At 52.2% G+C, this 26,509-nt stretch carries 22 protein-coding genes, 1 other RNA gene and 1 pseudogene; 19 read left to right on the top strand and 5 right to left on the bottom strand.

The window, feature by feature from the left end; genetic code table 11:
* Positions 1 to 23: 23 nt before the first annotated feature.
* From O3276_RS07385 to O3276_RS07365, 5 genes and pseudogenes are all read right to left on the bottom strand, one after another.
* A pseudogene (locus O3276_RS07385) lies at positions 24 to 2,114 on the bottom strand (efflux RND transporter permease subunit).
* A 47-nt stretch (positions 2,115 to 2,161) separates the two neighbouring features.
* Complete coding sequence (locus O3276_RS07380) at positions 2,162 to 3,043, bottom strand: efflux RND transporter permease subunit (protein ID WP_269675050.1); 882 nt, start codon at positions 3,041 to 3,043, stop codon at positions 2,162 to 2,164.
* Positions 3,040 to 3,828, bottom strand: a complete 789-nt coding sequence (locus tag O3276_RS07375) for an efflux RND transporter periplasmic adaptor subunit (protein WP_269675049.1) — start codon at positions 3,826 to 3,828, stop codon at positions 3,040 to 3,042. The genes O3276_RS07380 and O3276_RS07375 overlap by 4 nt, the downstream gene beginning before the upstream one ends.
* 127 nt (positions 3,829 to 3,955) lie before the next feature.
* On the bottom strand, positions 3,956 to 4,198 hold the full coding sequence (locus O3276_RS07370; RefSeq protein WP_269675048.1) for a hypothetical protein: 243 nt from the start codon (positions 4,196 to 4,198) through the stop codon (positions 3,956 to 3,958).
* A gap of 149 nt (positions 4,199 to 4,347) precedes the next feature.
* Entirely contained in the window at positions 4,348 to 5,559 is a 1,212-nt protein-coding gene (locus O3276_RS07365) for a hypothetical protein (RefSeq protein ID WP_269675047.1), read from the bottom strand.
* A 441-nt stretch (positions 5,560 to 6,000) separates the two neighbouring features.
* On the opposite strand from O3276_RS07365, the gene rsmI reads away from it, so the two are divergent.
* The 19 genes from rsmI to lpxC all read left to right on the top strand — a co-directional run bounded on the left by rsmI (position 6,001) and on the right by lpxC (position 26,327).
* Positions 6,001 to 6,846: a 16S rRNA (cytidine(1402)-2'-O)-methyltransferase gene (rsmI, locus tag O3276_RS07360; RefSeq protein WP_269675046.1), complete on the top strand. Its 846-nt coding sequence runs from the start codon at positions 6,001 to 6,003 to the stop codon at positions 6,844 to 6,846.
* A gap of 246 nt (positions 6,847 to 7,092) precedes the next feature.
* Positions 7,093 to 7,501: RNase P RNA component class A (rnpB, locus tag O3276_RS07355), an RNA gene on the top strand.
* A gap of 485 nt (positions 7,502 to 7,986) precedes the next feature.
* Complete coding sequence (gene mraZ, locus O3276_RS07350; protein WP_269675045.1) at positions 7,987 to 8,442, top strand: division/cell wall cluster transcriptional repressor MraZ; 456 nt, start codon at positions 7,987 to 7,989, stop codon at positions 8,440 to 8,442.
* 104 nt (positions 8,443 to 8,546) lie between these two features.
* A complete protein-coding gene (gene rsmH, locus O3276_RS07345) occupies positions 8,547 to 9,488 on the top strand; it encodes a 16S rRNA (cytosine(1402)-N(4))-methyltransferase RsmH (protein ID WP_269675948.1) in 942 nt (313 codons plus the stop codon).
* An 11-nt stretch (positions 9,489 to 9,499) separates the two neighbouring features.
* Positions 9,500 to 9,802, top strand: a complete 303-nt coding sequence (gene ftsL / locus O3276_RS07340; protein ID WP_269675044.1) for a cell division protein FtsL — start codon at positions 9,500 to 9,502, stop codon at positions 9,800 to 9,802.
* Positions 9,799 to 11,634 carry a peptidoglycan D,D-transpeptidase FtsI family protein gene (locus O3276_RS07335; protein ID WP_269675043.1) on the top strand — a complete coding sequence of 612 codons (1,836 nt, stop codon included), beginning with the start codon at positions 9,799 to 9,801 and terminating at the stop codon, positions 11,632 to 11,634. Before ftsL ends, O3276_RS07335 begins: the two co-directional genes overlap by 4 nt.
* A gap of 11 nt (positions 11,635 to 11,645) precedes the next feature.
* Positions 11,646 to 11,981, top strand: coding sequence for a Mur ligase domain-containing protein (locus tag O3276_RS07330; protein WP_269675042.1), 336 nt, complete (start codon positions 11,646 to 11,648; stop codon positions 11,979 to 11,981).
* Positions 11,942 to 13,228: a UDP-N-acetylmuramoyl-L-alanyl-D-glutamate--2,6-diaminopimelate ligase gene (locus O3276_RS07325; protein ID WP_269675947.1), complete on the top strand. Its 1,287-nt coding sequence runs from the start codon at positions 11,942 to 11,944 to the stop codon at positions 13,226 to 13,228. Before O3276_RS07330 ends, O3276_RS07325 begins: the two co-directional genes overlap by 40 nt.
* Complete coding sequence (locus tag O3276_RS07320) at positions 13,225 to 14,640, top strand: UDP-N-acetylmuramoyl-tripeptide--D-alanyl-D-alanine ligase (RefSeq protein WP_269675041.1); 1,416 nt, start codon at positions 13,225 to 13,227, stop codon at positions 14,638 to 14,640. Before O3276_RS07325 ends, O3276_RS07320 begins: the two co-directional genes overlap by 4 nt.
* Positions 14,640 to 15,722: a phospho-N-acetylmuramoyl-pentapeptide-transferase gene (gene mraY, locus O3276_RS07315; protein ID WP_269675040.1), complete on the top strand. Its 1,083-nt coding sequence runs from the start codon at positions 14,640 to 14,642 to the stop codon at positions 15,720 to 15,722. The genes O3276_RS07320 and mraY overlap by 1 nt, the downstream gene beginning before the upstream one ends.
* 22 nt (positions 15,723 to 15,744) lie before the next feature.
* A complete protein-coding gene (murD, locus tag O3276_RS07310; protein WP_269675039.1) occupies positions 15,745 to 17,178 on the top strand; it encodes a UDP-N-acetylmuramoyl-L-alanine--D-glutamate ligase in 1,434 nt (477 codons plus the stop codon).
* The gene (gene ftsW, locus O3276_RS07305; protein ID WP_269675038.1) at positions 17,172 to 18,416 is read left to right on the top strand and encodes a putative lipid II flippase FtsW; all 1,245 of its coding nucleotides are present in this window, start codon (positions 17,172 to 17,174) and stop codon (positions 18,414 to 18,416) included. The genes murD and ftsW overlap by 7 nt, the downstream gene beginning before the upstream one ends.
* Entirely contained in the window at positions 18,409 to 19,530 is a 1,122-nt protein-coding gene (murG, locus tag O3276_RS07300; protein ID WP_269675037.1) for an undecaprenyldiphospho-muramoylpentapeptide beta-N-acetylglucosaminyltransferase, read from the top strand. The genes ftsW and murG overlap by 8 nt, the downstream gene beginning before the upstream one ends.
* The gene (gene murC / locus O3276_RS07295) at positions 19,523 to 20,980 is read left to right on the top strand and encodes a UDP-N-acetylmuramate--L-alanine ligase (RefSeq protein ID WP_269675036.1); all 1,458 of its coding nucleotides are present in this window, start codon (positions 19,523 to 19,525) and stop codon (positions 20,978 to 20,980) included. Before murG ends, murC begins: the two co-directional genes overlap by 8 nt.
* Positions 20,981 to 21,013: 33 nt before the next feature.
* A complete protein-coding gene (locus O3276_RS07290) occupies positions 21,014 to 21,949 on the top strand; it encodes a D-alanine--D-alanine ligase (RefSeq protein ID WP_269675035.1) in 936 nt (311 codons plus the stop codon).
* A 126-nt stretch (positions 21,950 to 22,075) separates the two neighbouring features.
* Complete coding sequence (locus tag O3276_RS07285) at positions 22,076 to 22,756, top strand: cell division protein FtsQ/DivIB (RefSeq protein WP_269675034.1); 681 nt, start codon at positions 22,076 to 22,078, stop codon at positions 22,754 to 22,756.
* Between the two features lie 53 nt (positions 22,757 to 22,809).
* Positions 22,810 to 24,045 carry a cell division protein FtsA gene (gene ftsA, locus O3276_RS07280; protein ID WP_101746660.1) on the top strand — a complete coding sequence of 412 codons (1,236 nt, stop codon included), beginning with the start codon at positions 22,810 to 22,812 and terminating at the stop codon, positions 24,043 to 24,045.
* Between the two features lie 77 nt (positions 24,046 to 24,122).
* Positions 24,123 to 25,310: a cell division protein FtsZ gene (gene ftsZ / locus O3276_RS07275; protein WP_269675033.1), complete on the top strand. Its 1,188-nt coding sequence runs from the start codon at positions 24,123 to 24,125 to the stop codon at positions 25,308 to 25,310.
* A 102-nt stretch (positions 25,311 to 25,412) separates the two neighbouring features.
* The gene (lpxC, locus tag O3276_RS07270) at positions 25,413 to 26,327 is read left to right on the top strand and encodes a UDP-3-O-acyl-N-acetylglucosamine deacetylase (protein ID WP_101746658.1); all 915 of its coding nucleotides are present in this window, start codon (positions 25,413 to 25,415) and stop codon (positions 26,325 to 26,327) included.
* Positions 26,328 to 26,509: the final 182 nt, after the last annotated feature.

The raw sequence follows: 26,509 nt of genomic DNA, 5'->3' as shown, positions 1-26,509 counted from the left end.
AGTCCCCGCATAAAGATCAACGATCAGGCCTTACCAAACTGCCGCTGTTTAACCAGCAGGTAGAGGGAAGGAATCACAGTCAATGTTACCATCATCGAGATCACGCAGCCCCAGCCAACGACCAGCGCCATGGGCGACATGTAGTTATCGTAGCCGCCGAGGCCATAGGCCAGGGGGGTCAGACCGGCAACAGTGGTCACCGTTGTCAGCAAAATAGGACGTACACGGCTCTGGGTACCCTTGATGACAAACTCCACCATATTCTCCCTGGTGCACGCCTGCTCGGTCTCCATCAGGTGCCATACCAGCACCAGGCTGTTGTTTACCATAATACCGATCAGGGCGATCATACCGATAATGGCGAAGAAGCTCAGTACCTGACCATGGATGAACAGGATAAACAGTGCACCGCAGATACCCAAAGGAATAACAGACAGTACGATCAATGTTTCGAAGACACGGTCAAACAGCAGCAACAGCAGTAGCAGGATGCCAAACAGGGCAAAGCCGATAGCAACAGAAAATCCTCGCTCCGCCTCCAGGGTTTCCAGAATCTGGCCGGTAACGATAATACTCGCACCCTGATAATCGGTGCTCATGTTAGCGGTAGCGAACCGGGTCTGCACCTGATCAAAGACTGCCACCGGATCGGTTATGGTGGTATCCAGACCCGCCGAAACCCGAATTACCCGCTTGCCGTTGTAATGGTCGATACCAGCCAGAGCATTGGTAAATTCCCAGCGTACCAGCTTGCGTAACGGTATCAGCTGGTTATTCTTGCCGCGCACCAGCAATTCATCCAACTCAGTTAGTAGACGATCATTGTCGTCAAGTGCTACACGAAAGTGAACCTCTTCCTCACCGTTGAAGACCCGCGTCACGCGCTGGCCATCAATAGCGTACTTGATAATATCTCCGACCTGCGTAGCGCTGATACCGTAATAGTTGAGCCAGTCGTACTGCAACACTGCCTGCGCCTATGGTGATGGTGCATTGAGATCTCGCCGTACCCGATGACTGCCGGGTATCTCCTGCAAAAATGCCACCAGGTCATTGGCCAGCTTCTCCCGGCCTTCGTCACTGCCGCCGACAACCCGCAGGTCTACCGGACGACCAGCCGGTGGACCACCGCCATCGACATCAAACTCGATCTGGGCAAGACCGGTAATACTCTCGGCCTGCTTCTCCCAGTCGGCGACGATCTGCTCGGCATTGCGATCGCGCTGGTTGGCCGGTATCAGGGAGACACCCCAGGTGCTGACCGGTGTTCCGACCTGACCGTACCAGGTCGCCACTTCCGGGGTATTCTTGATGATCTTTTCCAGTGCCTGGGTCTCTTTCCAGACTTCATCCAGGGAAAGTTCAGTATCCGCCTCCGCTTCCATCTCGATAAGGTAAGCACCATCGACCGGAAAGAACAGATAGGTCAGACTCTGGTACGAAACCACCCCCAGACCAATAATGGTGGCCACCATAACCGGCAGGAAAACAGCACGCTTGCGAATCAGGCTGGCAACGATGGTATTCAGCCACTTAAGCTGGCTGGAACCTTTTTTGGCAACCACCTCTCCCTGCTTGAACACGCCTTTCAGGTGTGCCGGGATAAACAACAGTGCATCAATAAACGAGAAACAGAGGGCGATAATGACGGTGAGCGGAATCACATACATCATCTTGCCACTGTTACCGGGCAGGAACAGCAGCGGCACAAAGGCAATCATGGTGGAAAGCACGCTGGCCAGCACCGCTGGAAACACGCTTTTTATACCTTCGGTGACGGCACGTTCCAGCTCGTAGCCCTCTTCCACCAGTGCCACTATACGATCACTGACCACGACCGCGTCATCGACAATAATGCCGATAATCAGGATCAGTGCAGACAGGGTAAAGACATCGAGAATCTGACCAAAGGCCGGCAACACTGCCAGGGTACCGAAAATACAGACCGGGATAGATATTGCCACCCACAGGGCGATCCGCTTTCTCAGGAACAGTGCCAGCGTTACCAGCACCAGACCGAGGCCAACCAGACCATTATTTTGTACAATCGAGGCTTTCTCCTGAATCTCGTTAGAGAGATCAAAGCCGACACCCAGCGTATAGTTCTTGCCCAGCAGCTCCTGCTCTTTCGCCAGCAGATTGCGGACGCTTTCAGCCGTACTCAGTACATCGCCACTCTCATTGGTCGCAGGTCGAAAACAATACTCTTGTTGCCATTGATCGAACCGTAGACCTCGCCCTTTGCAAAACTCTCCCGAATATCTCCGGCCACATCCTTGAGCTTCAGACGAGGGGCAAAACCGATCATCATCTCCCGCAACTGTTCGACACTTTTCAGCTCGGCAGCGGTAATCAGCTCAGGGCTGTTTTTCAGCTGATCCAGACGACCACCGCTGATCAGTGCATTACGCTGGGCAACCAGTGCGGCCACTTCATCGATGGTCAGACCGTAGCGCTTCAGGGATATGGGTTCCAGGGCGATCAGAAACTCGGGATCACGAAGGTCTGTGGTATGAATATCACCGATACCTTCAATTTGCCGTATTTTTAGCTCCAGATCCCTGGCCTGCTTTCGCAACTCACTGTACGACACCGCATCGGAACCGGCGATACCGACCACCATAAAGTCCAGACTATAGGACTTTGTCGCAGAAAAGGTCGGCCCATCGGTGACACCGGCAGGCAGCCCAGAGACCTTGGTCAGTGCATCACGAATATCCTGATAGGTCGCATTTGGGTCGGAGACATCGCTCTCCAGAGTCACCCGGATACTGGAGCTACCGTTCTCAGACGTGGAGGTAAACTCCTTGATGCTGGATATCGACAGTAACTCTTTCTCGATCTTGCTGGTGATATTGCTCTCGATATCCAGTGCCGTGGCACCGGGATAACTTGTGGTGATATTGCCGCTCATCATGTCGTAACGGGGCTTTTCTGCCATCGGCAGGCCGATGGCGATAAACACCCCGATAGCGATGATCAGAAAGGTCAGCGCCTTGGCAGCAAACTTGCGCAGTGATAACAGTTCCAGCAATGTGTTCATCGTGCTTCCCCGGCGATTGTGCGACCAGTGACGTCCAGATAAACACGAGACTCCATACCGGCACTCAGTTTGCCGGCACGGTTATTGACGGTGACCTCCACCAGAAATCCGGGGGCATCTGCCTGAATAGCAGGAGAGAGTACAGTCACATGACCGGTCAATGACTGCCCGATGGATGGCACAACCACCTTCAGCTGGTCGCCTTTTTTCAGGCGAGTAAAGTCCGCTTCCAGAAGATGAAAACGTGCTTTGAGCTGCTGGGTATCAACGATGGTATAGAGAGGATCGCCGACAGAGATAAACTGCCCAAGCTCGACAGTACGCTTAACAATCACACCGGAAAACGGTGCCTTGGGAGCAGACTTGTTCAGGGTTTCCCGGGCAATGTCGTATCGGACATTGCTGGCATTACGCTGTGCCTGGCTGATATTGGTCAACCGGGTCTGGTTATCCAGATCACTGGCGGAGATACCTTTGGTCTTGTACAGGGACTGAAAGCGTGCCAACTGTTTCTGCTGGGTTGTTTTGCTCACATCCAGCTCATATCTGGCCAGATTGAGATTGAGCGTGTAATCCCTGGCGGAGATGGCTAACAGAGGGTTGCCCTTTTTGACCGGATCCCCATTTTCAAAGTTGTAGGCATCGACAACACCGGACACCTGGCTACGCACCACAACCAACTTTTCGGGCAACAGTGGTGCAACGCTGTACTGACCGGGATCGAATTCATTTGCGCGTAGCAATGACGAAAATAAAAGACATGTAAGTAATACAATTTTTTTCATGATAGTGATCAGACTCCAAATTTTAAATCTCGTTAAAGCAGTGTCTCTTTTTTCCGTTTTGATCCGGTTGGTGATCGTATGCCAGGTAGCGTGAAAAAAATGTTGGTTATGTGAAAATCGTCTATATTCAGTCTGCATTGCTGACCGGTAAAAGACTGGAAAGATAATATAAAAGCGCACGTTGCCCTTGAGCTGGATAAGAAAGAGCTGAGCCAAGGGGAGTAATACGGGCAAGGGGGATGTACTGTTTCATATAGTTGTGGCAGAAGCAACCCAAAACAGTGTGCTGCTTAGTTTGGCCCGGCAGCTCAAAAAACGAACAAATAACCCGGCTATCAAAGTTTCCAACTCCAGCCAAGGCTGCAATCATTGAGAGGATAAAATCCAGAGGCGGAATATTTCCTGTCGTATAGTAAAACCAGGCTGCTCAGCGATATTGGGCAACTGAGAGTGATGTACGTCAGTAGTTTTTTAATTAACTGAAGTGCTCATCTTGTTCAGCCTTGGTCATCTGAATTTTTAAGACTTGATGCCCAGTGAATAAATTTTATTAATGGTTTTTTGAGTTAAACAGCCTGACTTAATCAAACCAGTGATGATGTTAGTTATTGGTTGACAGATGCCTTTACAAAACATGAACGCTGACTTAAGCAAATCTTCACTGTGGGGTACTTTTTTTCCAGGGTTGAAGTTTAAATCAAGGATATCCGGGTTTGACCTGAAAACAGTGTACAGCATGTCAGGGTTGAGGTTACTTTTTAATAATATACCTTCAATCTTTTCAATAGTTTTTTCGTTCCGTGGTACCCAGGTATTGCTTTTTTTGATTTCTTTATAAACGGCCTTTTGCCAGCTTGACCAATCTGACTTAATCACTTTGGTCGGATTCTTGCCGAACTGCCCCGGATTAACGCCTATGACACTGACACCACACCTGTGAGTTTCATTCAGAATGGAAGTAAACTGATGCATTAGTTCAATTTTATCGGCATCAGTATCTTTCCCACTGGTAATAGCGGTTGTTATGAATTCTCCAGCCAGATCACAGGCTGAGACGATCTCAAGTTGGTTGCATGAAGTATTGTAATCCGGCAGCTGGCTATCGGGTGTTTCGTCGTTTACTGAACTGGCTTGATCCCCAGAACCCTGGGCGTATATCTTGTTAACCAGTTCTTCGTCCACGAGTCCCATTGAGATGGCTTTCGTAATAAAGTCTTTTGCGGGTATACATCGGCCTCGCATCAGCCAGGCCACCTGCTGAAAAGGCTTCTCTTTGTTTAAAATAGAAGTTATGGAAAAAAAGTCATAACACTTCGGGTCCAATGGTGGTAAAAATGCAAACAGCAGTTTTTCTGTGTCCTCCGATCCGATCTTGTCTCCTATTTCCTTGATGGCACCATATCCCTTATCAAAATCCTTCTGGTCGACGTTGTCTTGCCACTTTTTCCAATCGCAATGGCTAAAATTCTTTGGGTTGGTTAGTGCGCTCAGTTCAGTCGGGAGTATAAAAGGTCTGGGGATGCGCTCATTTAATTGCTTGATCATTCTGGCAAACAGTGATTTTTTGCATTGGTTAATGTCCCCCTGGTTGGATTTACGGATTGCTTCGGCGTTGACAATAAATTTTCTTGCCAGCTGTTCAATGGAATAAAGACTGTCATCGATGGCTTCCTGGTAAGTGGGGGGAGCATCAGTATTTAAACAGGTGGAAGTAGAAATGCCCATGATCATAGATTATCTCTGTAATTGCAGTAAAAACACATTGTGTGGAAAAAAGCATTCACCACTCATTGACCTATTGATTAAAAAAAAGTTCAGTACACTAACCTGGGGTCGTGAGTTCACAATGGCGTCTGGTGACTTATTGCGGGTGTTCATGTTCGTCGCTGGGGCTAAAGTCTTCTGCCACAATGGCAGTCAGGGTTTTGATCCTGTCTGGATTTTTTTCGGATGTGAAGTGGTCAAAATGGTAAGATAAGTAGTTGGCCAAATGGAATCGTATATTTCTGGCTAAGTGGACAGTTACTATGCAAGGCACAACGCAGGGAGCATAGCCGTAGCTATGTGACCGGAGTTGTAACGCCGCAGAGTGACTGTCCACTTAGTCAGAAAATATGATTTCATTTGGTTAACTACTTATTGCCTGAAAATTCATATCGGTTTTTTTTTGTCATGTCTGACCCGCTTCTTTATATAGTTTCTACGCCAATGGGTAATCTGGGTGATATGACGCCCAGGGCCATAGAGGTGCTTCGTCAGGTTGACGTTATTGCCGCAGAGGATACCCGGCACAGTAAGCGTTTGATGAATCACTTTGGTATTGATACTCCGCTGATTCCCTGCCATGACCACAATGAACGACATCAGGCCGGGATGATTGTGCGACGTATGCAGGCGGGGGAGACCATTGCCCTGATCAGTGATGCCGGTACGCCGTTAATTTCTGACCCGGGCTTTTATCTGGTCCGGTCGGTGAGAGAGGCCGGGTTTCGGGTGGTTCCCATTCCCGGGGCCTGCGCATTTATCGCCGCGCTGTCAGTCAGTGGTTTGCCCACGGATCGTTTTTATTTTGCAGGTTTTCTGCCCGCGAAAGGGGCGGGGCGTCGCAAGCGAATAGAATCGTTGGCGGCTTTTGCCAGTACCTGGGGGGTTTATGAGTCGCCACACCGTATTATGGAACTTCTGGAAGATCTGGCAACGGTGCTCGGTGGTGACCGGTACATTGCTCTTGCCCGGGAAATCACCAAAACCTTTGAAACCGTGATGACCGGGACGGTGTCGGAGATTCAGGCCGTTTTGCAATCCGATGCCAATCAGCAGCGTGGCGAGTTTGTGGTGCTGATCGAGGGCTTTAAGGAGGAAGAGGATTCTGAAATCAGCCCCGATATTACAAAAATGCTGCAACGTCTGTTACAGGATTTGCCCATTAAAAAAGCAGCTGCAGTGGTCGCTGATCTGACCGGGTTGAGAAAGAAAGACCTCTATGAATTGGGTTTGGACATGAAGAAGGGGGAGTAGCTGCTGTTCCCGGGAGTTGTCCTGAAATAGACGCTTCCCGCTTTCCGCCGCCCGCTACCCGAAATGTGCTTTTGCGAGCAGCGGCTTTTTACCAGACCAGGTAAAGTGATGCAGGTATTCCGGGCAAATCATAAGTGGGTTTTTGCTGCAAGTGGGGATATGAATGACGGTTTTGCCAACCCCGAAAACGGGTGGTTTGTTATTACTGTTGATTATTGCAGATTTCACAAGTAATATTCGCCGCCGCGAGCTGGCCGGGCAGTCGCTGTTTATTCTGGTTGTTTGATCAGAGTGAAGGGAGGAAAGTCCGGGCTCCAGAGGGTAGGGCGCCAGGTAATGCCTGGGGGGCGAAAGCCTACGGAAAGTGCAGCAGAGAGTAGACCGCCTAAGCCAGTGTTCTTTTCAACGCTTGTTGTAAAGAAGTTGGCCGGTAAGGGTGAAAGGGTGCGGTAAGAGCGCACCGCATGGCTGGTAACAGTCCATGGCACGGTAAACCCCGCCTGGAGCAAGACCAAATAGGAATCCTATAGGTGTGACCCGCACTGGATTCGGGTAGGTTGCTTGAGGTGTCTGGTGACAGACATCCCAGATGAATGATTGCCCAGGCCTGCTTTGGCAGGCTGGACAGAACCCGGCTTACAGGCCGGCTCGCGACTCTTTTTTTCGCTTCAAGTTTGCTTTTCCTGATCGTTTCCAGGGTGTCTGTTGCCCCCGACGCGATTCTGTCTTTGTCTCACTGTCTTTAAATCCAAAGTCTTTATCGCAATAAAAGTGTTTTGTACCCGCTGTTGCTGCCTTTAAAAAAATAGAACCATAGTTCTTTAATTCCTCCATAGATTCTGTTTTGCCCTTTGTTTAAAGGCTTTCGCTATTCATTTTTCAAACTGTTCTTTTATTGGGTTGTCCAATAATGACGGGGAAGAGGTAGAACCCCTGCTTGACGTGGGTTTTTCAGATTCCTATAGTGTGCTTTAGTGGTGTAAAGTGGATTATTGTGGGGCAAATTGGCGGGGCCAATTGGTGGAACGAAACAGGTGGAGCGAAATGGGTGGCCGAATGGAGTTGGCTCTCATTAGTGCTTTTTATAAGTGATGGTCACTTTAAGGTTTTCAGGGGTTCGGGGACCAGGGAGAAGGTAATGTGTTTCGCGGTGTAAATGCCATTAATCTGGATGCCAAAGGGCGTCTTGCCATACCAGCCCGTTATCGGCAGGTGTTGCGGGATCGCTGCGGTGGTGCCCTGGTGGCAACGATTGACACCGACGAACCTTGCTTGCTGATTTATCCATTGGATGAGTGGGAGCTTATTCAGCAGAAAATTGAAGCACTTCCCAGTTTTCATCCAATGACCCGCCGGATTCAGAGGCTCTTGATTGGGCACGCCACCGATGTAGAGCTGGACGGCAATGGGCGTATTCTTATCCCTCCACTGTTGCGTGACTACGCAGGTCTTGAAAAGCGCAGTATTTTGCTGGGTCAGGGCAAGAAATTCGAGCTTTGGGATGAACATTGCTGGAATGAACGCCGCGACCAATACCTGAAAGAAGCCAGTGAATCAGAAGAGATTCCGATGGAATTGCAGTCGCTCTCTTTGTAAATCACTTTTTTGCTGTTGTTGAGTTAAGAAAGCTTTGTGAAAAGTTTATGAAATCGTTAAATCGTGTTGGTAGTCAGGCAGATGTCAGCAAAGGTAGCAAGGAAATGGTAGCCGCCCAAAATGAGGTGGCTGACCATGTGCATAAAACAGTGCTGCTGAATGAGGCTGTCGATGCGTTGCTGACGGATCCTGCCGGAATCTATGTCGACGGTACTTTTGGCCGGGGCGGGCACAGTCGTTTGATTTTGAACACCCTGTCAGAGCAGGGGCGGCTGGTGGGTATTGATAAAGATCCATTGGCCATTGCCACCGGTGTCCAGCTGGCCAGTGAGGACCCACGCTTTGCCATTCATCACGGTTCTTTTACTGATGTGGATTCCGTGCACAGTGACCAGTTGGTGGATGGGATTTTGCTGGATCTTGGGGTTTCTTCGCCCCAGCTGGATGATCCGGAAAGAGGTTTCAGCTTTATGCAGGAGGGACCTCTGGATATGCGGATGAATCACCAGGATGGCGAGACTGCCGCTGGCTGGCTGGCGCGGGCAGAAGAACAGGAGATCAGCCGGGTCATCTGGGAATATGGCGAAGACCGTTTTTCCCGCAGGATGGCCAGGGCCATTGTCAGGGAAAGGGATATTGAACCGATTCTGACCACACGACGGCTTGCCGATATCATTGCTGCGGCCTGCCCCACCAGGGAGAAGGGTAAGCACCCGGCGACCCGTGCGTTTCAGGCCATCAGAATCCATATCAACCGGGAGCTGGAGGATCTGGTGCTTTGTCTGGATCGGGCCCTGGAAAAATTGAAGCCCGGTGGCCGACTGGTGGTTATCAGCTTTCACTCATTGGAAGACAGGATTGTCAAACGCTTTATCCGCAAGCATCAAAAGGGTGATGAGCTGCCAAGCTGGCTGCCGGTGACAGAAGATCAGTTGAATCGGCGGATGAAAAGTCTGGGCAAGGCGATCAAACCTTCCCGGCAGGAAGTGCAGGAAAATCCCAGGGCACGAAGTGCGGTTATGCGTGTGGCAGAAAAGCTGGTTTGATGATGGGCCTGATGATGGATAGTGGTCTTCTGGCGTGTCTGCATCTTCTTCGATCTTATGGTGCTGCGCTTTTGCTGTTGTTACTGGTGATATTGTCGGGATTGTCTGTGGGTTATGTTTCCTACGAGAACCGTCTTCTGAATAACCGGATTCAGCAGGAGCTTGAGAATCGGAACAGTGCACAGGTTGAGTGGGGTAAGTTGTTGCTGGAACACAGCACACTGACATCGCCGGGAAAAATTGAACAGGTTGCCAGGGAGAAACTGGACATGGATGTGCCAAAGACCAGCCAGATAGAGATGGTTCTGCCATGACTCAGGGGCGAGCTCAGGGGCAGAAAGTATCACCGCGAAACCGGTCAGCGGCCGAGAGCAAAGCTGGCAAGGGAACTGTCTGGATTGGTCGTGTGGTGAATAGCCTGACCCGTAAGTGGCGGCTGAAAATGCTGCAATCGGTCCTGTTGGTGGCAGGGCTGGCCATTGGTTACCGAATTGTTGATTTGCAATTGCTGGATCGGCACTTCCTGCAAAATGAAGGTGATAAACGTTCTGTTCGCTATGAGTCAGTGGCTGCGCACAGAGGCGTAATTTTTGACCGCAATGGTGACCCGCTGGCGGTCAGCACGCCGGTTGTCACGATCTGGGCTGACCCTGAAGTGCTGTATCAGGCCAGTGACCGCTGGCAAGACCTGGCAAAGGCGTTGGGCGTTTCCCATAAGTGGCTGTCGGATCGTGTGCAGGCGGCCAAAACCCGGGATTTTATCTACCTCAAACGGCAGTTGACTCCGGAGCAGGGGGCAGCGGTCATGGCCTTGAGAGTGCCGGGTGTCCGGGCGATCGATGAACACCGGCGCTACTACCCGGCTGCCGAGGTGACCGCCCATCTGGTGGGTTTTACCAATATCGATGAGTCTGGTCAGGAAGGTCTGGAGTTAGCCTACAATGATTGGCTGTCCGGTGAGCCAGGTCAGCGAAGGGTGCTGAAAGACCGTAAAGGCCAGCTTGCCCGACAGGCTGAGCTGATGAAAAGTGCCAGCCCCGGCAAGGAACTGATGCTCAGTATTGATCTGAGGCTTCAGTATATGGCCTACCGGGAGTTGAAAAAGGCGGTTGAGCAGCACAAGGCCAAGGCCGGTTCTTTGATCATGCTGGATGTCAAGACCGGGGAAGTGCTGGCAATGGTCAATCAGCCTGCCTACAACCCGAATAACCGGGCGGATATGCAGGCCCATAAGATGCGCAACCGGGTGGTGACCGATATGGTCGAGCCGGGGTCAACAATGAAACCTTTTGCGGTAGCGGCTGCCCTGGAGTCTGGTCAGTTTCACAAAGACTCAGTGATTAATACTGCACCCGGTTACCTGCGACTGGGCAGGGATCAGGTAAAGGATAACCGGAATCACGGTGCTATTGATGTGACCACTGTGCTGAGACAGTCCAGTAACGTCGGGGTGTCAAAAATGGTGCTGGCCATTGGTCCGGATAAGATGCTGGATTTGCTCCAGAGGGTTGGCCTTGGTCAAAGCACCGGCACCGGTTTTCCCGGTGAAAATCCGGGCTATTTGCCCTATAGGGATCGCTGGAGTGATATCGAGATTGCTACCTTATCCTTTGGCTACGGTTTGACCGTGACACCGTTGCAACTGGCTCAGGCCTATACCGTACTTGGTGCCGGTGGCATGATGCGCCCTGTCTCGCTGATCAAGAGAGATGTGGTGCCCGACGGTGTTCGGGTAATGGATCAGCAGGTGGCGGATGATCTGAGGAAAATGCTCCGTGAGGTGGTTCATGGCGGAACCGGTGGCCGGGCGATGATCGATGCCTTTGAGGTTGGCGGGAAAACCGGAACGGCCAGAAAGGTGGGGCCAAACGGTTATATCAAGGATCGCTACATAGGTATGTTTGCCGGTTTGGCACCTATTGATAATCCACGGTTTGCCATGGTGGTCATTATTGATGATCCCTCTGGCAAGAACTATTACGGTGGCCTGATTGCCGCGCCGGTATTCTCCAAGGTGGCAGCCGGGGCGCTGCGAATGCTGGGGGTTGAGCCCGGTGAGTTGGGTAATCCGGGGGCAGATCGGCGTATGGCATTTAATCCCCATGATCGGGATGAGCAAATTTCTACACCATTGGAAGAAGGTTAAAGCGAAAAGCAATGACAGCTGAGCAAGAGAATACTCTCAATGGCGTGCTTGCCGAACTGCAGCTACCGCTGGTAGCGGTAGACAAGAAGCTGAATCAAATGACCCTCGATAGTCGCAAGATTACCGGGGGTGAGTTGTTTATTGCGATTCCCGGTATTCAGTCCGATGGCCGCAACTACATTGCTGATGCCCTGGAGAAAGGTGCCGCAGCGGTGCTGGTGGATGATAGCGAAGGGTTTGATCTGTCTGCAGCGGCAGGCAATGAGTCCGTTTTTTTGTTCCGGACCTCAGTGGCAGGGTTGGGTCCCTGGCGGATCGTTTTTATCGGCACCCTTCTGAGCAGTTGAGCGTTTTTGGCGTTACCGGCACCAATGGCAAAACCTCCTGTTGCTGGTTTCTCTCTGAAATCCTCGGGCAGCTGGGCAAGCCCTGTGCATTAATGGGCACAGTGGGGCGCGGCTTGCCGGGGCAGATGGAGGCTTCCTTAAATACCACCAGTGATGTGATTTCCCTGCAGCAGTACTTGGGGCAACTGGTAGCGGATGGCGTAGAGGCGCTGGCTATGGAGGTTTCATCCCACGGGCTTGATCAGGGGCGGGTGTCCGGGGTCTCTTTTGAGGTGGCGCTGTTTACCCATATCAGCCGTGATCATCTGGATTATCATGGTTCTCTGGAGAACTACGCAGCGGCCAAGGCCCGACTATTTTCCGAGTGTACATACCGGTATGCGGTTATTGGCAAGGACGATGAGTTTTCACCGCTGATGCTTTCCTCCTGCCCACAGAATGCCAATATCACCACCTGGTCCCTGGAAGATGCTTCGGCAGATGTGTATCTCAGTAACATTGAGACGTTACCGCAAGGTTTCAGGGCAACCCTTCATACGCCCTGGGGGGTGGGTACATTGGCGACTTCATTGCTGGGGCGTTTTAACCTGGAAAATCTGTTGGCGGTTATCGCTGCGTTGGGTGTTCAGGGATATGCACTTGATCGCCTTCTGGCAGCCATTCCAGCGATTTCTGCCCCTCCCGGCAGGATGCAGCAGTTTGGTGGTGGCAGCCAGCCGCTGGTGCTGGTTGATTATGCCCATACGCCGGATGCCATTGACAGTGTGCTTTCTTCGTTGCGTGAGCACCGTGCGCAAATAAAGAGAATGACGCCTTGTGCAAAAGATTGCGAACAAGACGCCGGGAAAATTGTCTGTATATATGGGTGTGGTGGTGACCGGGACAGAGGTAAACGACCTTTGATGACGTTCGCCGCTTTGAACGGTGCGGATAAAGCAGTGCTGACCAGTGATAATCCCAGAACTGAAGATCCCCGCCAGATCATCACTGATGCGCTGGACGGTATTACAGAGCATGACCGTCAGTGCATTCAGGTGATTGCTGATCGCTCTGAAGCCATCCGTTCCACAATTACTTCCGCCAGTGCCGGTGACATTATCGTGATCGCGGGCAAGGGGCATGAAAACTATCAGGAAATTGATGGTGTTCGACATCACTTCGATGATGCAGAGCAGGTGCAGCGGGCATTGCAATCGCAATGTGCAAGCGCCCGGTCGCAAAATGTTCAAGAGGATGTGCAGGCATGATTGAATCGATGCGCCTTGCCGAAGTTGCCGGGATTGTTAACGGTCAGTTGCATGATCTGCCAAATGATGAGCTGTCAGTCACCGGTGTCAGTATTGATACCCGAACATTGCAACCGGGTGATCTTTTTATTGCTATTAAAGGTCCTCGCTTTGATGGTCACGATTATCTGGGGCAGGCACAGGCGGCAGGCGCTGTTGCTGCCCTGACCGAACACTATGTCACTGGTGCTGCTTTGCCGCAGATTGTGGTGGCAAATTCCGAACAGGCACTTGGGCTGTTGGGTGCTGCCAATCGCAATCGCTTTGCCGGGTGTCTGGTGGGTGTTACCGGTTCCTGCGGCAAAACATCGGTTAAAGAGATGTTGCTGGCCATTTTCTCCGAAGCTGGCCCAACGCTGGCAACGCAGGGCAACCTCAATAATGCGCTGGGCACACCCTTAACGTTGTTAAGAATCAACGAATCCCATCAGTTTGCCGTGGTTGAGATGGGCACCAGTGCTCCCGGTGAAATTGAATACATTGCCAATATGGGCAGCCCTGACGTATCCGTGATCGTCAATGCCGCTGAAACCCATCTGGCGGATTTGAAGAGTGTTGAAGGGGTTGCCTGGGAAAAAGGTTTTATTCTGGATGCTCTGCCGGATGATGGTACAGCAGTTCTGAATATGGATGACCGGTTCTATGGTCAGTGGTGTGACCGAGTTCTGCAAAAGCCGGGTCGACACATGATCAGTTTCAGCGCTCAGAGTCCTGAGGCGAACTGTTTTGCCAGTGATATCACGCCCAATCAGGAAGGCACCCGATTCACGTTGCATATTCGCAGAGAGGGGCAGCAGCCAGAGCAACAATCGCTGCAGCTTTCCTTCTGGGGTCGTTACCAGGTGACCAATGCCTGTTGCGCGGCGGCGGTTGCACTTGCCTGTGGGTTGTCGCTGGACATTATTGCCCGTGGACTGGAAAATGCCCGACCTTATCAGCGGCGTGGACAACGCTTTGTTCACTCGTCCGGTGCAGTCCTGATTGATGAAACTTACAATGCCAACCCGAAAGCGACGCTGGCGGCACTGGAGCAGCTGGCGGACTGTGGTGGCCGGACCATTATGGTTCTGGGCGACATGCTGGACCTGGGTGAGATATCCGATGAACGCCATCGGGACATTGGCCGCTATGCGCAAGAACTGGGTATTCAGCAGTTTTTGAGTTTCGGGCCTTCAGCACGCCTGGCCAGTGAAGCCTTTGGCAGCGGACAGCACTTCGACGATAAAATCGAGTTGATTGCCTTTCTGAAAGCACAGCTTCAGAGCATTACTAACAGCGACAGTATGGCTGTCATGGTGAAAGGATCAAAAGGGATGAAGATGTTGGACATTATCCAGGCTCTGATTGGGTCTGATTACAAGGGAGATGCCTGATGCTGGTCTGGCTGGCAGATTATTTAGCCCAGTATTACCATGGATTTCTGGTGTTCAAGTACCTCACGTTGCGGGGTATTTTCGGGGTCCTCACGGCTCTGGCCATGAGCTTATGGCTTGGGCCTCACTTTATTCGCAAACTGAGTTTTTACCAGATTGGCCAGGCGGTCCGTGATGACGGTCCGCAAAGCCATTTAAGCAAGGCTGGCACCCCGACCATGGGGGGTGCCCTGATTCTTATCTGTATTGCCATCAGCACCTTGCTATGGGCCGATCTGAGTAACCGCTACGTCTGGGTTGTGCTGTTCGTTACCGGTATTTTCGGTGCGGTTGGCTGGGTGGACGATTACCGTAAAGTGGTTGAAAAGAACTCCCGTGGTCTGCCCGCACGGTGGAAGATGTTCTGGCAATCGGTTGCTGGCCTGGGTGCCGCTTTGTTCCTGTTTTTTACCGCGCCATCCGCGACAGAAACAACCCTGATTATTCCCTTTTTCAAAAATGCCACGTTGCAGCTGGGGCCATTTTTTGTGGTGCTGGCCTATCTGACCATTGTCGGTTCCAGTAATGCCGTCAACCTGACGGATGGCCTGGATGGTCTGGCTATTTTGCCCACTGTGATGGTGGCTTCAGCCCTGGCGGTATTTGCCTATCTGAGTGGACATGCAAGCTTTGCCCAGTACCTGCTGATTCCTGCGGTGCCGGGAGCCGGAGAGCTGATGGTATTTTCTGCTGCCATCGCCGGGGCAGGCCTTGGTTTTCTCTGGTTTAACACCTACCCGGCCCAGGTCTTTATGGGCGATGTGGGTGCGCTTGCGCTGGGTGCTGCCCTCGGGGTTGTTGCGGTTATCGTCCGCCAGGAAATCGTGCTGATTATTATGGGCGGTGTTTTTGTTATGGAGACGGTCTCTGTCATTTTGCAGGTGGGCTCCTACAAGTTAACCGGTCGTCGTATATTTCGCATGGCACCGCTGCACCACCACTTTGAGTTGAAAGGGTGGCCTGAACCGCGGGTCATCGTGCGCTTTTGGATTATTACCATTGTGCTGGTTCTGATTGGACTGGCATCGTTGAAAATTCGCTAACGGGTTTAAGGGTAACGGGATTGTGACAAGAAGCACTCTTGTTAAGAAAACAGCTGCAGCAGATAACGAGCCATCAGGGCTGATTGGCTCGAGCTGTCATCGTGTGATTATCGGTCTTGGCAAGACCGGGTTGTCCTGTGCCCGTTATCTTCATAGCCAGGGTTTGCCGTTCAAAATTATTGATACCCGGGAAACGCCACCGGGTGAAGCGGAATGTCGTCAGCTATTTCCTGATGTACCTTTGCATACCGGTGGTTTCAACGAGCAGTGGTTAATGGCTGCTGATGAGTTGGTGGTTAGTCCGGGTGTCGCTCTGTCGGAACCGGCGATTGCCCGGGCGATGGACAATGGCGCGATTGCCATTGGTGATATTGAGCTGTTTTGTCGAGCGGTCAATGCTGCTTCGGCTGTTTCATCAAAAAAGAAGCCGCTCGTCGCCATTACCGGCTCCAATGGCAAAAGCACGGTGACCACGCTGGTTGGTGAAATGGTCAGCTGTTCAGGGCTTAAGCCCGGCGTAGGGGGCAATATCGGAACCCCGGTGCTTGATTTGCTGGATGATGACAGTATTGATGTTTACGTTCTGGAGCTTTCCAGTTTCCAGCTGGAAACCACCCATAGCCTCCGTGCAACGGCAGCGACGGTTCTGAACATCAGCCCGGACCATATGGATCGTTACCCGACGTTGGTTGAATACCACCAGGCCAAGCAGCGCATTTACAAAGGGTGCGGAACCGCCGTATTTAACCGGGATGATCCTCTTACTTCCCCATTGCTTCCAGTGACTGCGGGAGCTGTGACCTTTACCAGCGGGTCTCCGGATCTTGGCCAGATGGGGCTTCTTGCTGACGATGATGGCGTCTGGCTGAGCAAGGGGCTGGAAAAGCAGATCAATACCCGGCAGATGAAACTCAAAGGCCGTCACAATTATTTGAATGCCCTTGCTGCTTTGGCTCTGGGCGAGGCGATAGGTCTCGATGCCAATGCCATGTTCGAAGCGCTGATGGCCTTTCCCGGGTTGAAGCACCGTTGCCAATGGTTGGGTGAGCAGGATGGCGTTGCCTGGTTTAACGACTCCAAAGCCACCAATGTCGGAGCCTCCGTTGCGGCTATTGAAGGCCTGGGCGATGGGCTGGCAGGCAAGATTATTCTGATTGCCGGTGGTGACGGTAAAGGTGCGGATTTCTCTGGTTTGCAGCCAGCGGTCGCGCGTTATGTCAGTCATCTGATCCTGATTGGGCGTGACGGGCCCGCCATTGAGCAGGCCGTGAAGGGTAGTGCCGAGATTCATGAGGTTGCCAGTCTGGATGATGCCGTCAGTCTTGCTGCACAGTTGGCCGAACCCGGTGATGCCGTGCTGTTGGCACCGGCATGCGCCAGTTTTGACATGTTCAACAGCTTTGAGCATCGGGGTGACCGATTTGCCGAGCTGGTCAATGGTTTGATTGTATGCTGAAGCGGGTTCGACACAGCTTTCTCACGGAGAAAGAGTCCATAGAACAGAAAGGGTCAAGGTCCACGAATGTTGACATGACCCTGTTCGGGGCTGTGCTTGCCTTGCTGGCCATTGGTCTGGTGATGGTGGGTTCTGCCTCCATGGATGTTTCCAGTGCGACCTTTGGTGATCCATTCAGAGTCGTCTTTAAGCAGTTTCTGTTTATGGTGGTGGGGCTGGGTGCCATGGGCGTCATGATGCTGGTGCCTGTCAGCCGGATTCAGCAGTTGAGCTGGGTTGGCTTGCTGGTTGCGTTCTTCCTGCTGGTGCTGGTGCTGATTGTGGGTCGGGAAATTAATGGCAGTGTCCGCTGGATTCCCCTTGGTTTTTTTAACCTGCAAGCCTCAGAGGTTGCCAAACTGTGTGTGGTGATTTATCTGGCAGGCTATCTGGTGCGACATCTTGATGAAGTGCGTACTCGCTGGAGTGGCTTTATCAAACCCATGCTGGTGCTGTCCGGGTTGGCATTGCTGCTGCTTGCGGAGCCGGATCTTGGTGCGCTGGTGGTGCTGACCGTGGCGGTGATGGGGATGATCTTTATGGCGGGTGCACGGTTCCACCAGTTTCTGGTCATGATTGCCGGCGTAATTATCCTGATTGTCCTGTTGATCTGGATGGAGCCTTATCGTATGGCTCGTATCACCTCCTACATGGATCCCTGGGCCCACGCTTTTGGCAGTGGCTATCAGTTAACCCAGGCTCTGATCGCGTTTGGTCGGGGAGCCTGGCTGGGTGAAGGGCTGGGCAATAGCATTCAGAAACTGTTTTACCTGCCGGAGGCGCACACGGATTTTGTTTTTGCCGTATTGGCAGAAGAGTTTGGCCTGATTGGTTCGTTGCTGCTGCTTGGGCTGTTTCTGTTTGTTGCCTGGCGGTCATTGCAGCTGGGCTCAAGAGCGGAAGCCAGGGGGATGTTATTCCATGGCTTCGTCGCTTATGGTATTGCCCTGCTTTTTGCCTGTCAGGCGTTGATTAACATTTCTGTGAATACCGGACTGCTGCCCACTAAAGGGCTGGCCTTACCCATGATCAGCTATGGAGGCAGCAGTTTAATTGTCAACTGTCTGGCATTTGGTATTTTGTTGCGCATTGATTTTGAACGTCGTCTGACTAAAGCCACAGAGGTTAAGCCGGTTGCTGGGCGTAAAGCTCAGGAGCAAAAGACGAGTGAAGCCGCTGGAGGTAATACAAATGGCTGAGCAGGCAGTTTCTCAAACGCCTTCGGAGGCACCCAAAGTGATTATCATGGCAGGGGGCACCGGAGGACATATTTTCCCGGGGCTGGCTACAGCCAGGGAACTCATTAAGCAGGGGTACCGGGTTCATTGGCTGGGCACTCCCGGAAGCATGGAAGCCGAGCTTGTGCCCGGGCATGGGATTGATATCAGCTTTATTCCGGTCACCGGCCTGCGGGGCAAAGGGTTGAGCTTTCTGTTGCAAGCTCCCTGGCGTCTGGCTGTTTCATTATTTAAAGCCGTTCGGGTTCTGAGAGAACACCGGCCGGTTTGTGTTGTTGGTATGGGGGGCTATGTCACAGGGCCGGGTGGTGTGGCTGCGCGGTTGTTGGGAATTCCCCTGGTGGTTCATGAACAAAATGCCGTGGCAGGTCTGACCAATAAACTGCTGGCCAGGATTGCTACCCGGGTGCTTGAAGCGTTTCCGGGAACCTTTGCGGGGCTCTCTTCACGCATTGCCCGGAAAGTTGTACTGACCGGGAATCCGGTGCGTCCGGAGATTGTCACCGTTCCTGCCCATTTACCACGTATTCCCTTAAGACTGCTGGTCGTTGGGGGGAGCCGGGGAGCCCTGGCAATCAACCAGATGATTCCCCGGGTTTTACAAAACTGTGGTGCTCAGATTGACGTCTGGCACCAGACTGGTAAGGGAACCTTTGAGCAGTGTCTTGCAGATTATCAGCAGCTCGGCGTTTCCGGTCGGGTAGAGCCGTTTATTGATGATATGGCTCAGGCTTATGAGTGGGCGGATCTGGTCATCTGCCGCTCCGGCGCATTAACCATCGCAGAACTGGCAGCGGCAGGAAAACCCGGAATTCTGGTGCCTTTCCCGTTTGCAGTGGATGATCATCAGACAGTGAATGGGCGTTACCTGGTCGATCGAGGTGCAGCCTTGATGGTTCAGCAAAAAGATTTGAATGTGGACAGTTTGACAAACATGATTTTGAAGCTGGCAGATAATCCTGAACAGCTTGAACGAATGGCCTCATCAGCAAGAACGGCCAGTTTGCCACAGGCGACTGATGACGTGGTCAGGCTCTGTCTTGAAGCGGCTGGTAAGGAGGTCTCTTATGCCTGATGTAAAAAGTCGGATTCCCGTTGTGGCGGTGCCAGAGATGAGGCGTATCCGTAAAATCCATTTTGTCGGTATTGGTGGTTCCGGCATGTGTGGCATTGCCGAGGTCCTGCTGAATCAGGGGTATGAAATCTCTGGCTCGGATATTCGTGCATCCTCAGTGACTGAGCGTCTTGAAGGGCTCGGGATTGAGGTGTTTATTGGCCACCGTGCCGACAATGTGATCAACGCAGATGTGATTGTCACCTCAACCGCGGTTGCTGGAGATAACCCGGAAGTGGTTGAGGGGGAAAGACGTCGGCTGCCCATTGTTCCCCGGGCCCAGATGCTGGCGGAATTAATGCGCTATCGCCACGGCATTGCGGTAGCGGGTACCCATGGCAAGACCACTACCACCAGTCTGCTGGCTTCGGTTCTCGGGTTCAGTGGTATGGACCCGACGTTTGTGATTGGGGGCAGGCTCAACTCGGCCGGTACCAATGCCAAACTGGGTGGCAGCCGTTACCTGGTGGCCGAGGCGGATGAGTCTGATGCCTCTTTCCTGCATTTGCAGCCGATGGTGTCCATTATCACCAATATTGATGCTGACCATATGTCTACCTACGACGGTGACTTTGGCAAGCTGAAAAAGGCATTTATTGATTTCTTGCACAATCTGCCTTTTTACGGTGTGGCGATTGTCTGTATCGACTGTCCGGTTGTTCGGGAACTGTTGCCGGAAATCAAACGACAGGTGATTACCTATGGTTTCAGTGAAGACGCGGATTACCGGGCAGTGAATGTTCGTCAGCAAGGCATGAGAACCTCGTTTGACCTGGTTCGCCGCACTGATGTCGAAGAAGCCCCTGTGACCATTGAACTGGGTATTCCCGGACGCCATAACGTGCTGAATGCTCTGGCCGCGTTTGCCACGGCGGCTGATGAAGGCATTCCGGATCAGGTGATTGCTGAAGGGCTGAGTCGTTTTGATGGTGTTGGCCGACGTTTCCAGGTGCTGGGAGAGTTTTCTACCCGGGTTGGCGACGTGATGCTGGTGGATGATTATGGCCACCACCCGACGGAAGTGGATGCGACCATTAAAGCGGTTCGTGATGGCTGGGAGGACAAACGACTGGTGATGATTTACCAGCCGCATCGCTTCTCTCGTACCCGTGACCTGTATGAGGATTTTGTCGATGTGCTGTCCAGGGTTGATGTTCTTCTGTTAATGGAAGTGTACCCTGCCGGAGAAGAACCGATTGCAGGGGCGGACAGTCGCTCACTATGCCGGAGTATTCGCCAGCGTGGACTGGTTGATCCGATATTTATTGCCCGGCCTGAAGACGTTGAGTCAGTATTGGCGGATGTACTTCAGGATGGTGACTTGCTGTTGGCTCAGGGAGCCGGGGATATTGGCGCACTGGCTCTAAGGCTGGCCAGTGCTGAGTTGGCTCTGCCGAAGACAGAACAGTAAAGCTACGAATTGAATAGTAAAGGAAAACAGTGCATGAAGTACGACCGGAGTTGTGATCACTTCGATCCAAAAGCTTTTGGCAAGGTTGCTGTACTTTTCGGTGGAAACTCCGCAGAAAGGGCAGTGAGCCTGACCAGTGGTGAGCGTATTTATGCCGCGTTGCATCGCCAGGGTGTGACATGCCAGCTGATTGATACCTGTGAGAATGTTGTTGAGCAGCTTCAGCAATATGCACCTGACTACGCCTTCATTGCCTTGCATGGCGGTGGGGGAGAAGATGGAACGATACAGGGAATGCTGGAAACCATGGGTATTCCCTATCCCGGCAGTGGTGTTATGGCATCGGCCCTGGCGATGGATAAATACCGCTGCAAGCTGCTCTGGCAATCCATTGGGCTGCCAACACCGGAGTTTGCCCTGGTTATGGGGGTTGACAATCTTGGCCATGCCGAGTCGCTGTTGCCCGCCTTTGTCAAACCCAGCATGGAGGGCTCCAGTGTTGGTGTGGCACGGGTTGACCGTAGGGAAGACCTTGAGGCTGCCTGCGAGCGCGCAGCGGAGCACAAAGGAGCGGTTCTGGTGGAGTCGTTTATCGATGGGCCTGAGTTTACGGTGGGTATTCTTAATGGTCAGCCACTGCCTGTTATCAGGATTGAGGCAGAGGGTGAATTTTATGATTACCAGGCCAAGTATCTGTCGGATAATACCCGCTACTCCATTCCCTGTGGCCTGACTTCTGTTAAGGAGCAGGAACTGCAGGCGGTCGCCCTGACGGCATTTGAAGCCCTTGGGTGTTCAGGCTGGGGGCGTGTTGACTTTATGCAGGATCAGCAGGGACGATTCTGGTTGCTTGAGGTCAATACTATTCCGGGGATGACAGATCATAGTCTGCTGCCGATGGCCGCAGCGGATGCCGGTTTATCTTTCGATGAACTGGTGATTGAAATATTGAAAACAGCGGATGTCTGATCGAGCAGGTTGGTCTGTTTCAGCCGGTTGGTCGGGGGAAGTACGGGGCGCATCCCGAAGGGACGGTCAACAGGTTGTTGGCAGAGGGAAAAAACACTGCCGTGGAAAAGAGTGCTTCAGGTTCTGGTGTCTCTTGTTCTGCTGGCAGGCTTGCTGGGCTCAATGCCGTGGTTGGTGAACTGGTTGAATCAGCCGATAGCACGGGTGGAAGTGCATGCAGGCTTTGAGTATTTATCCAGAGAGCAAGTCGAGGGTGTTTTGCAGCCTCACTTACAGGACCGTTTTTTTGCCCTGGATTTGCGCGAGATGCAGCAGGTTCTGATGGCAATGCCCTGGATTAAGACCGCCTCGGTTCGACGACAGTGGCCTGACAGTGTCCAGGTGAGCCTGACCGAACAGCAGCCGGTGGCGAGGTGGGGCAGCAGCGCCCTGATCAGCAATGAAGGTGAGGTGTTTGCACCAGAGGATATTGCCGGTTTTTCCGCCATGCCGGTTCTGGGTGGCCCGGAAGAGCTGGCGGTGGAGGTGATGCAGCAATATCTGGCCATCAGTCAGTTGCTCCGGCCTATGGGGCTCAGGCTGACCATGCTGAAACGTAGCAATAGTGGCTCATGGCGATTTACCATAGGACATGTTGAGGTCAATATTGGTCGTGACCGAAGGATGGAAAGACTGCAGCGTTTTGTCCGTCTTTATCATGCCAGGCTGGAGTCTCGCTGGGATCAGGTAAAGCGGGTAGATTTGCGCTATTTGAACGGTGCTTCGGTTGCCTGGAGTGAGACGCTGGTTAACACGGGGTCAAAATAAGTCAGCCAGGCTCAGATTTATGATCGTTAGAGAAGTTTGGGAAGATTGATGCCATGACAGCGGCAGATAATGGAAGATTGATCGTTGGGTTGGATATAGGCACCTCGAAAGTCGTGGCTATTGTCGGAGAGCTCAACGCTGAGGGTGACATTGAAGTCATCGGCATCGGCTCGCATATTTCCCGCGGGCTTAAGCGTGGCGTTGTGGTTAATATTGACTCTACGGTCCATGCCATTAAGAGAGCCGTTGAAGAAGCTGAGCTGATGGCCGGGTGTCAGATACACTCGGTCTATGCCGGTATTGCCGGCAATCACATCAAGAGTCTTAACTCCCATGGTATCGTTGCGATACGTGAGCGTGAAGTGAATGGTGCCGATATTGACCGGGTGATTGATGCCGCCCAGGCGGTGGCGATCCCGGCGGATCAGCGTATTCTGCATATTCTTCCACAGGAGTATGCCATTGATAACCAGGAGGGAATCAAGGAGCCTCACGGGATGTCCGGTGTCCGGCTGGAAGCCAAGGTTCACCTGGTGACCTGTGCTGTTAATGCGGCCCAGAATATTGAGAACTGCATCCGTCGCTGTGGTCTGGAAGTGGACGATATTATTCTTGAACAGCTGGCTTCAAGTTATTCGGTGCTTTCAGAAGATGAGAAAGAGCTGGGCGTCTGTATGGTGGATATCGGCGGTGGCACGACAGATATTGCCATCTTTACCGATGGTGCGATTCGGCATACGGCAGTGATTCCCATTGCCGGTGATCAGGTGACCAATGACATTGCCATGGCCTTGCGGACACCGACGCAAAATGCCGAGGACATAAAGATTAAATATGCCTGTGCCCTGGCGCAGCTGGCTGGAGCCGATGAAACCATTAAAGTTCCCAGTGTCGGTGAGCGACCTTCCAGGGAGCTTTCCCGGCAGGCGCTGGCAGAGGTGGTAGAACCTCGTTATGACGAGCTGTTTACGTTAATTAATGCAGAGATCAGGCGCAGTGGTTTCGAAGACCTGATCCCCGCAGGCATCGTTCTGACCGGTGGTACTTCCAAGATCGAGGGAGCTATTGAATTGGCAGAAGAGATTTTCCACATGCCGGTCAGGCTGGGTGTGCCGCAGTTAGTGAAAGGGCTGAGTGATGTGGTCAGTAATCCCATTTATTCAACGGGTGTCGGGCTGTTGCACTACGGCCAGAAAATGCAGAAAGACGGTTTGAAAAAGTCGATCGCCAGCAAACCTCAGGATGCTGGGCTGATGGACAAGATGAAGCGCTGGTTTCAAAACTTTTAAGTGTTTAGCCGCGCAGGTTTTCAGTAACGGTATTGGTAAGTATTTGTTAGATTAAGGGTGATAAAAAGGAGATGACCATGTTTGAATTGGTGGATAACGTACCGCAGGAAGCGGTCATAAAAGTTATCGGTGTCGGTGGTGGTGGTGGTAATGCAGTCTGCCACATGCTGAATAGTCAGCTCGAAGGTGTTGAGTTTGCCTGTGCAAACACTGACGCCCAGGCGCTGAAAAAGCAGCATTTGCAGGCCCATACTCACCTGCAGCTGGGAGCCTCGATCACGCGAGGGCTTGGTGCAGGCGCGAACCCGAATGTCGGTCGCGAGGCGGCGATGGAAGACCGGGAGCGTATCGCCGAGCTCCTCAAAGGTGCGGATATGGTCTTTATTGCCGCTGGCATGGGCGGTGGTACCGGGACCGGTGCAGCTCCGGTGGTTGCCGAGATAGCCCGGGAGCTTGGCGCACTGACCGTGGCCGTGGTCACGAAGCCATTCGGTTTTGAAGGCAAGCGCAGAATGGCGGTTGCCGAAGAAGGTCTGAAAGAGCTTCAGGAACATGTGGATTCGCTGATTACCATTCCCAATGAAAAGTTACTGCCAGTGCTTGGCAGTGATGTCAGTCTGCTCAATGCCTTTGGTGCTGCCAATGATGTTCTGCTGGGTGCGGTGCAGGGTATTTCTGAACTGATTACCCGTGATGGTCTCATCAACGTTGACTTTGCCGATGTTCGCACAGTGATGTCAGAAATGGGTATGGCGATGATGGGTACCGGAGTTGCCACGGGTAGCGGCCGTGCAGCAGAAGCAGCTGAGAAAGCCATCCGCAGTCCGCTGCTGGAAGATGTTGATCTGCAGGGAGCCAAAGGTGTTCTGGTTAACATTACTGCCGGCCTTGACTTTACCGTTGGTGAGTACAACCAGGTAGGCGACGTTGTAAGTCAGTTTGCGTCTAACGATGCAACCGTTGTTATCGGTACTGTTATTGACTCGGAATTAACGGACGAGCTGCGGGTAACTGTCGTGGCAACCGGTATCGGTGCGGGCGGCGTTGCCAGGGAGCAGTTGAAGGTGGTTGAAAAAGCACCGCCAAAAAACAAAGATGGCACACCTGACTACGGCAGGCTGGACATTTCTCCTCTGTTGCGTGACAAAAAGAAGGAGGAAGGGGAAGTGGCTCCGAGGGAAGAAGGTAAACGGGCAGCGGTGGCGACCGGAGATAGTGTCGATTACCTCGATATACCGGCATTTCTGAGGCGTCAGGCGGATTAATCAGGGCGTATAAATGCGAACTTGTCTCAATTGTTACTTTTGTTACAATGTGACGTTGCATCCAAATAACAGGGACCTTTCAGGTCGCGGAACAGCGTTATCATGATCAGACAGCGTACACTGAAAAATATTATTCGTGCTACGGGCGTGGGCCTTCACTCCGGTGAAAAGGTTTACCTTACTCTTAAGCCTGCTCCCGTAGATACCGGCATCATTTTCTGTCGTACAGACCTTGACCCGGTCATTGAAATTCCGGCACATGCCCTGAATGTCGGGCAGACGACACTGTGCACGTCTTTGCATAAAGACGGCACCCGAATTGACACTGTTGAACACCTTCTCTCCGCCCTGGCTGGGCTGGGTATTGATAACGCCTACGTTGAGGTCAGTGCCCACGAGGTTCCCATAATGGACGGCAGCGCTGGTCCATTCGTATTCCTGCTACAGTCCGCAGGTATCCAGGAGCAGAATGCGCCCAAGAAGTTCATTCGCATCAAAGAAGATGTGACGGTGACGGATGGGGATAAAACGGCAACCTTCAAACCATACGACGGTTTCAAAGTAAGCTTCACCATTGACTTTGATCATCCTGTTTTCAAAAGCCGCTCCCAGACAGCGTCGATTGACTTCTCCAGTACCTCTTTTGTGAAGGAAGTGAGCAGGGCCCGTACTTTCGGCTTTATGCGTGATGTCGAGTACCTGCGTTCCCAGAATCTGGCCCTTGGCGGCAGCGTGGATAATGTGGTTGTTGTCGATGAGTACCGAATTCTCAATGAAGATGGCCTCCGCTATCACGATGAGTTTGTCAAGCACAAGATGCTGGACGCGATCGGCGACCTTTATTTGCTGGGGCATAGTTTGATTGGCCAGTTCATCGGTCATAAATCTGGCCATGAACTTAACAATAAACTGGTTAGAACGTTGCTTGCCAATGAAAAATTATGGGAGATAGTGACTTTCGAAGAGGCTGAGGTTTCTCCGATCTCCTATCAGAAGCCCGTTGCTGTAACGGCCTGATGACTGCTTTTTGAGTTAATGCTGATCATTACGTGATTTTTTGCGAGGCTGGACAAATTTAGTCTTGAATCAGGCCACAATGATAGTGGCCTTTTTTCTAGGAGGCTGTCAGTAAAAAGTCTTTATCCCGAACTGGTTTCTGATAAGGGCATGTTGTTCAAGAGTACTGTTTTTTTGACCTT

It is taken from the genome of Endozoicomonas sp. GU-1 (assembly GCF_027366395.1).
Taxonomy (GTDB): domain Bacteria; phylum Pseudomonadota; class Gammaproteobacteria; order Pseudomonadales; family Endozoicomonadaceae; genus Endozoicomonas.
Note: the sequence above shows the minus strand (reverse complement) of the source record. Positions and strands in the feature narration are given on the sequence as shown.

Excerpts from the sequence above, each read along its gene's own strand:
- O3276_RS07380 (WP_269675050.1), bottom strand. The coding sequence starts at position 3,043 with ATGAACACATTGCTGGAACTGTTATCACTGCGCAAGTTTGCTGCCAAG.
- O3276_RS07375 (WP_269675049.1), bottom strand. The coding sequence starts at position 3,828 with ATGAAAAAAATTGTATTACTTACATGTCTTTTATTTTCGTCATTGCTA.
- O3276_RS07370 (WP_269675048.1), bottom strand. The coding sequence starts at position 4,198 with ATGATTGCAGCCTTGGCTGGAGTTGGAAACTTTGATAGCCGGGTTATT.
- O3276_RS07365 (WP_269675047.1), bottom strand. The coding sequence starts at position 5,559 with ATGATCATGGGCATTTCTACTTCCACCTGTTTAAATACTGATGCTCCC.
- rsmI (WP_269675046.1), top strand. The coding sequence starts at position 6,001 with ATGTCTGACCCGCTTCTTTATATAGTTTCTACGCCAATGGGTAATCTG.
- rsmH (WP_269675948.1), top strand. The coding sequence starts at position 8,547 with ATGGTAGCCGCCCAAAATGAGGTGGCTGACCATGTGCATAAAACAGTG.
- ftsL (WP_269675044.1), top strand. The coding sequence starts at position 9,500 with ATGATGGATAGTGGTCTTCTGGCGTGTCTGCATCTTCTTCGATCTTAT.
- O3276_RS07335 (WP_269675043.1), top strand. The coding sequence starts at position 9,799 with ATGACTCAGGGGCGAGCTCAGGGGCAGAAAGTATCACCGCGAAACCGG.
- O3276_RS07330 (WP_269675042.1), top strand. The coding sequence starts at position 11,646 with ATGACAGCTGAGCAAGAGAATACTCTCAATGGCGTGCTTGCCGAACTG.
- O3276_RS07320 (WP_269675041.1), top strand. The coding sequence starts at position 13,225 with ATGATTGAATCGATGCGCCTTGCCGAAGTTGCCGGGATTGTTAACGGT.
- mraY (WP_269675040.1), top strand. The coding sequence starts at position 14,640 with ATGCTGGTCTGGCTGGCAGATTATTTAGCCCAGTATTACCATGGATTT.
- ftsW (WP_269675038.1), top strand. The coding sequence starts at position 17,172 with ATGCTGAAGCGGGTTCGACACAGCTTTCTCACGGAGAAAGAGTCCATA.
- murG (WP_269675037.1), top strand. The coding sequence starts at position 18,409 with ATGGCTGAGCAGGCAGTTTCTCAAACGCCTTCGGAGGCACCCAAAGTG.
- murC (WP_269675036.1), top strand. The coding sequence starts at position 19,523 with ATGCCTGATGTAAAAAGTCGGATTCCCGTTGTGGCGGTGCCAGAGATG.
- O3276_RS07290 (WP_269675035.1), top strand. The coding sequence starts at position 21,014 with ATGAAGTACGACCGGAGTTGTGATCACTTCGATCCAAAAGCTTTTGGC.
- ftsA (WP_101746660.1), top strand. The coding sequence starts at position 22,810 with ATGACAGCGGCAGATAATGGAAGATTGATCGTTGGGTTGGATATAGGC.
- ftsZ (WP_269675033.1), top strand. The coding sequence starts at position 24,123 with ATGTTTGAATTGGTGGATAACGTACCGCAGGAAGCGGTCATAAAAGTT.
- lpxC (WP_101746658.1), top strand. The coding sequence starts at position 25,413 with ATGATCAGACAGCGTACACTGAAAAATATTATTCGTGCTACGGGCGTG.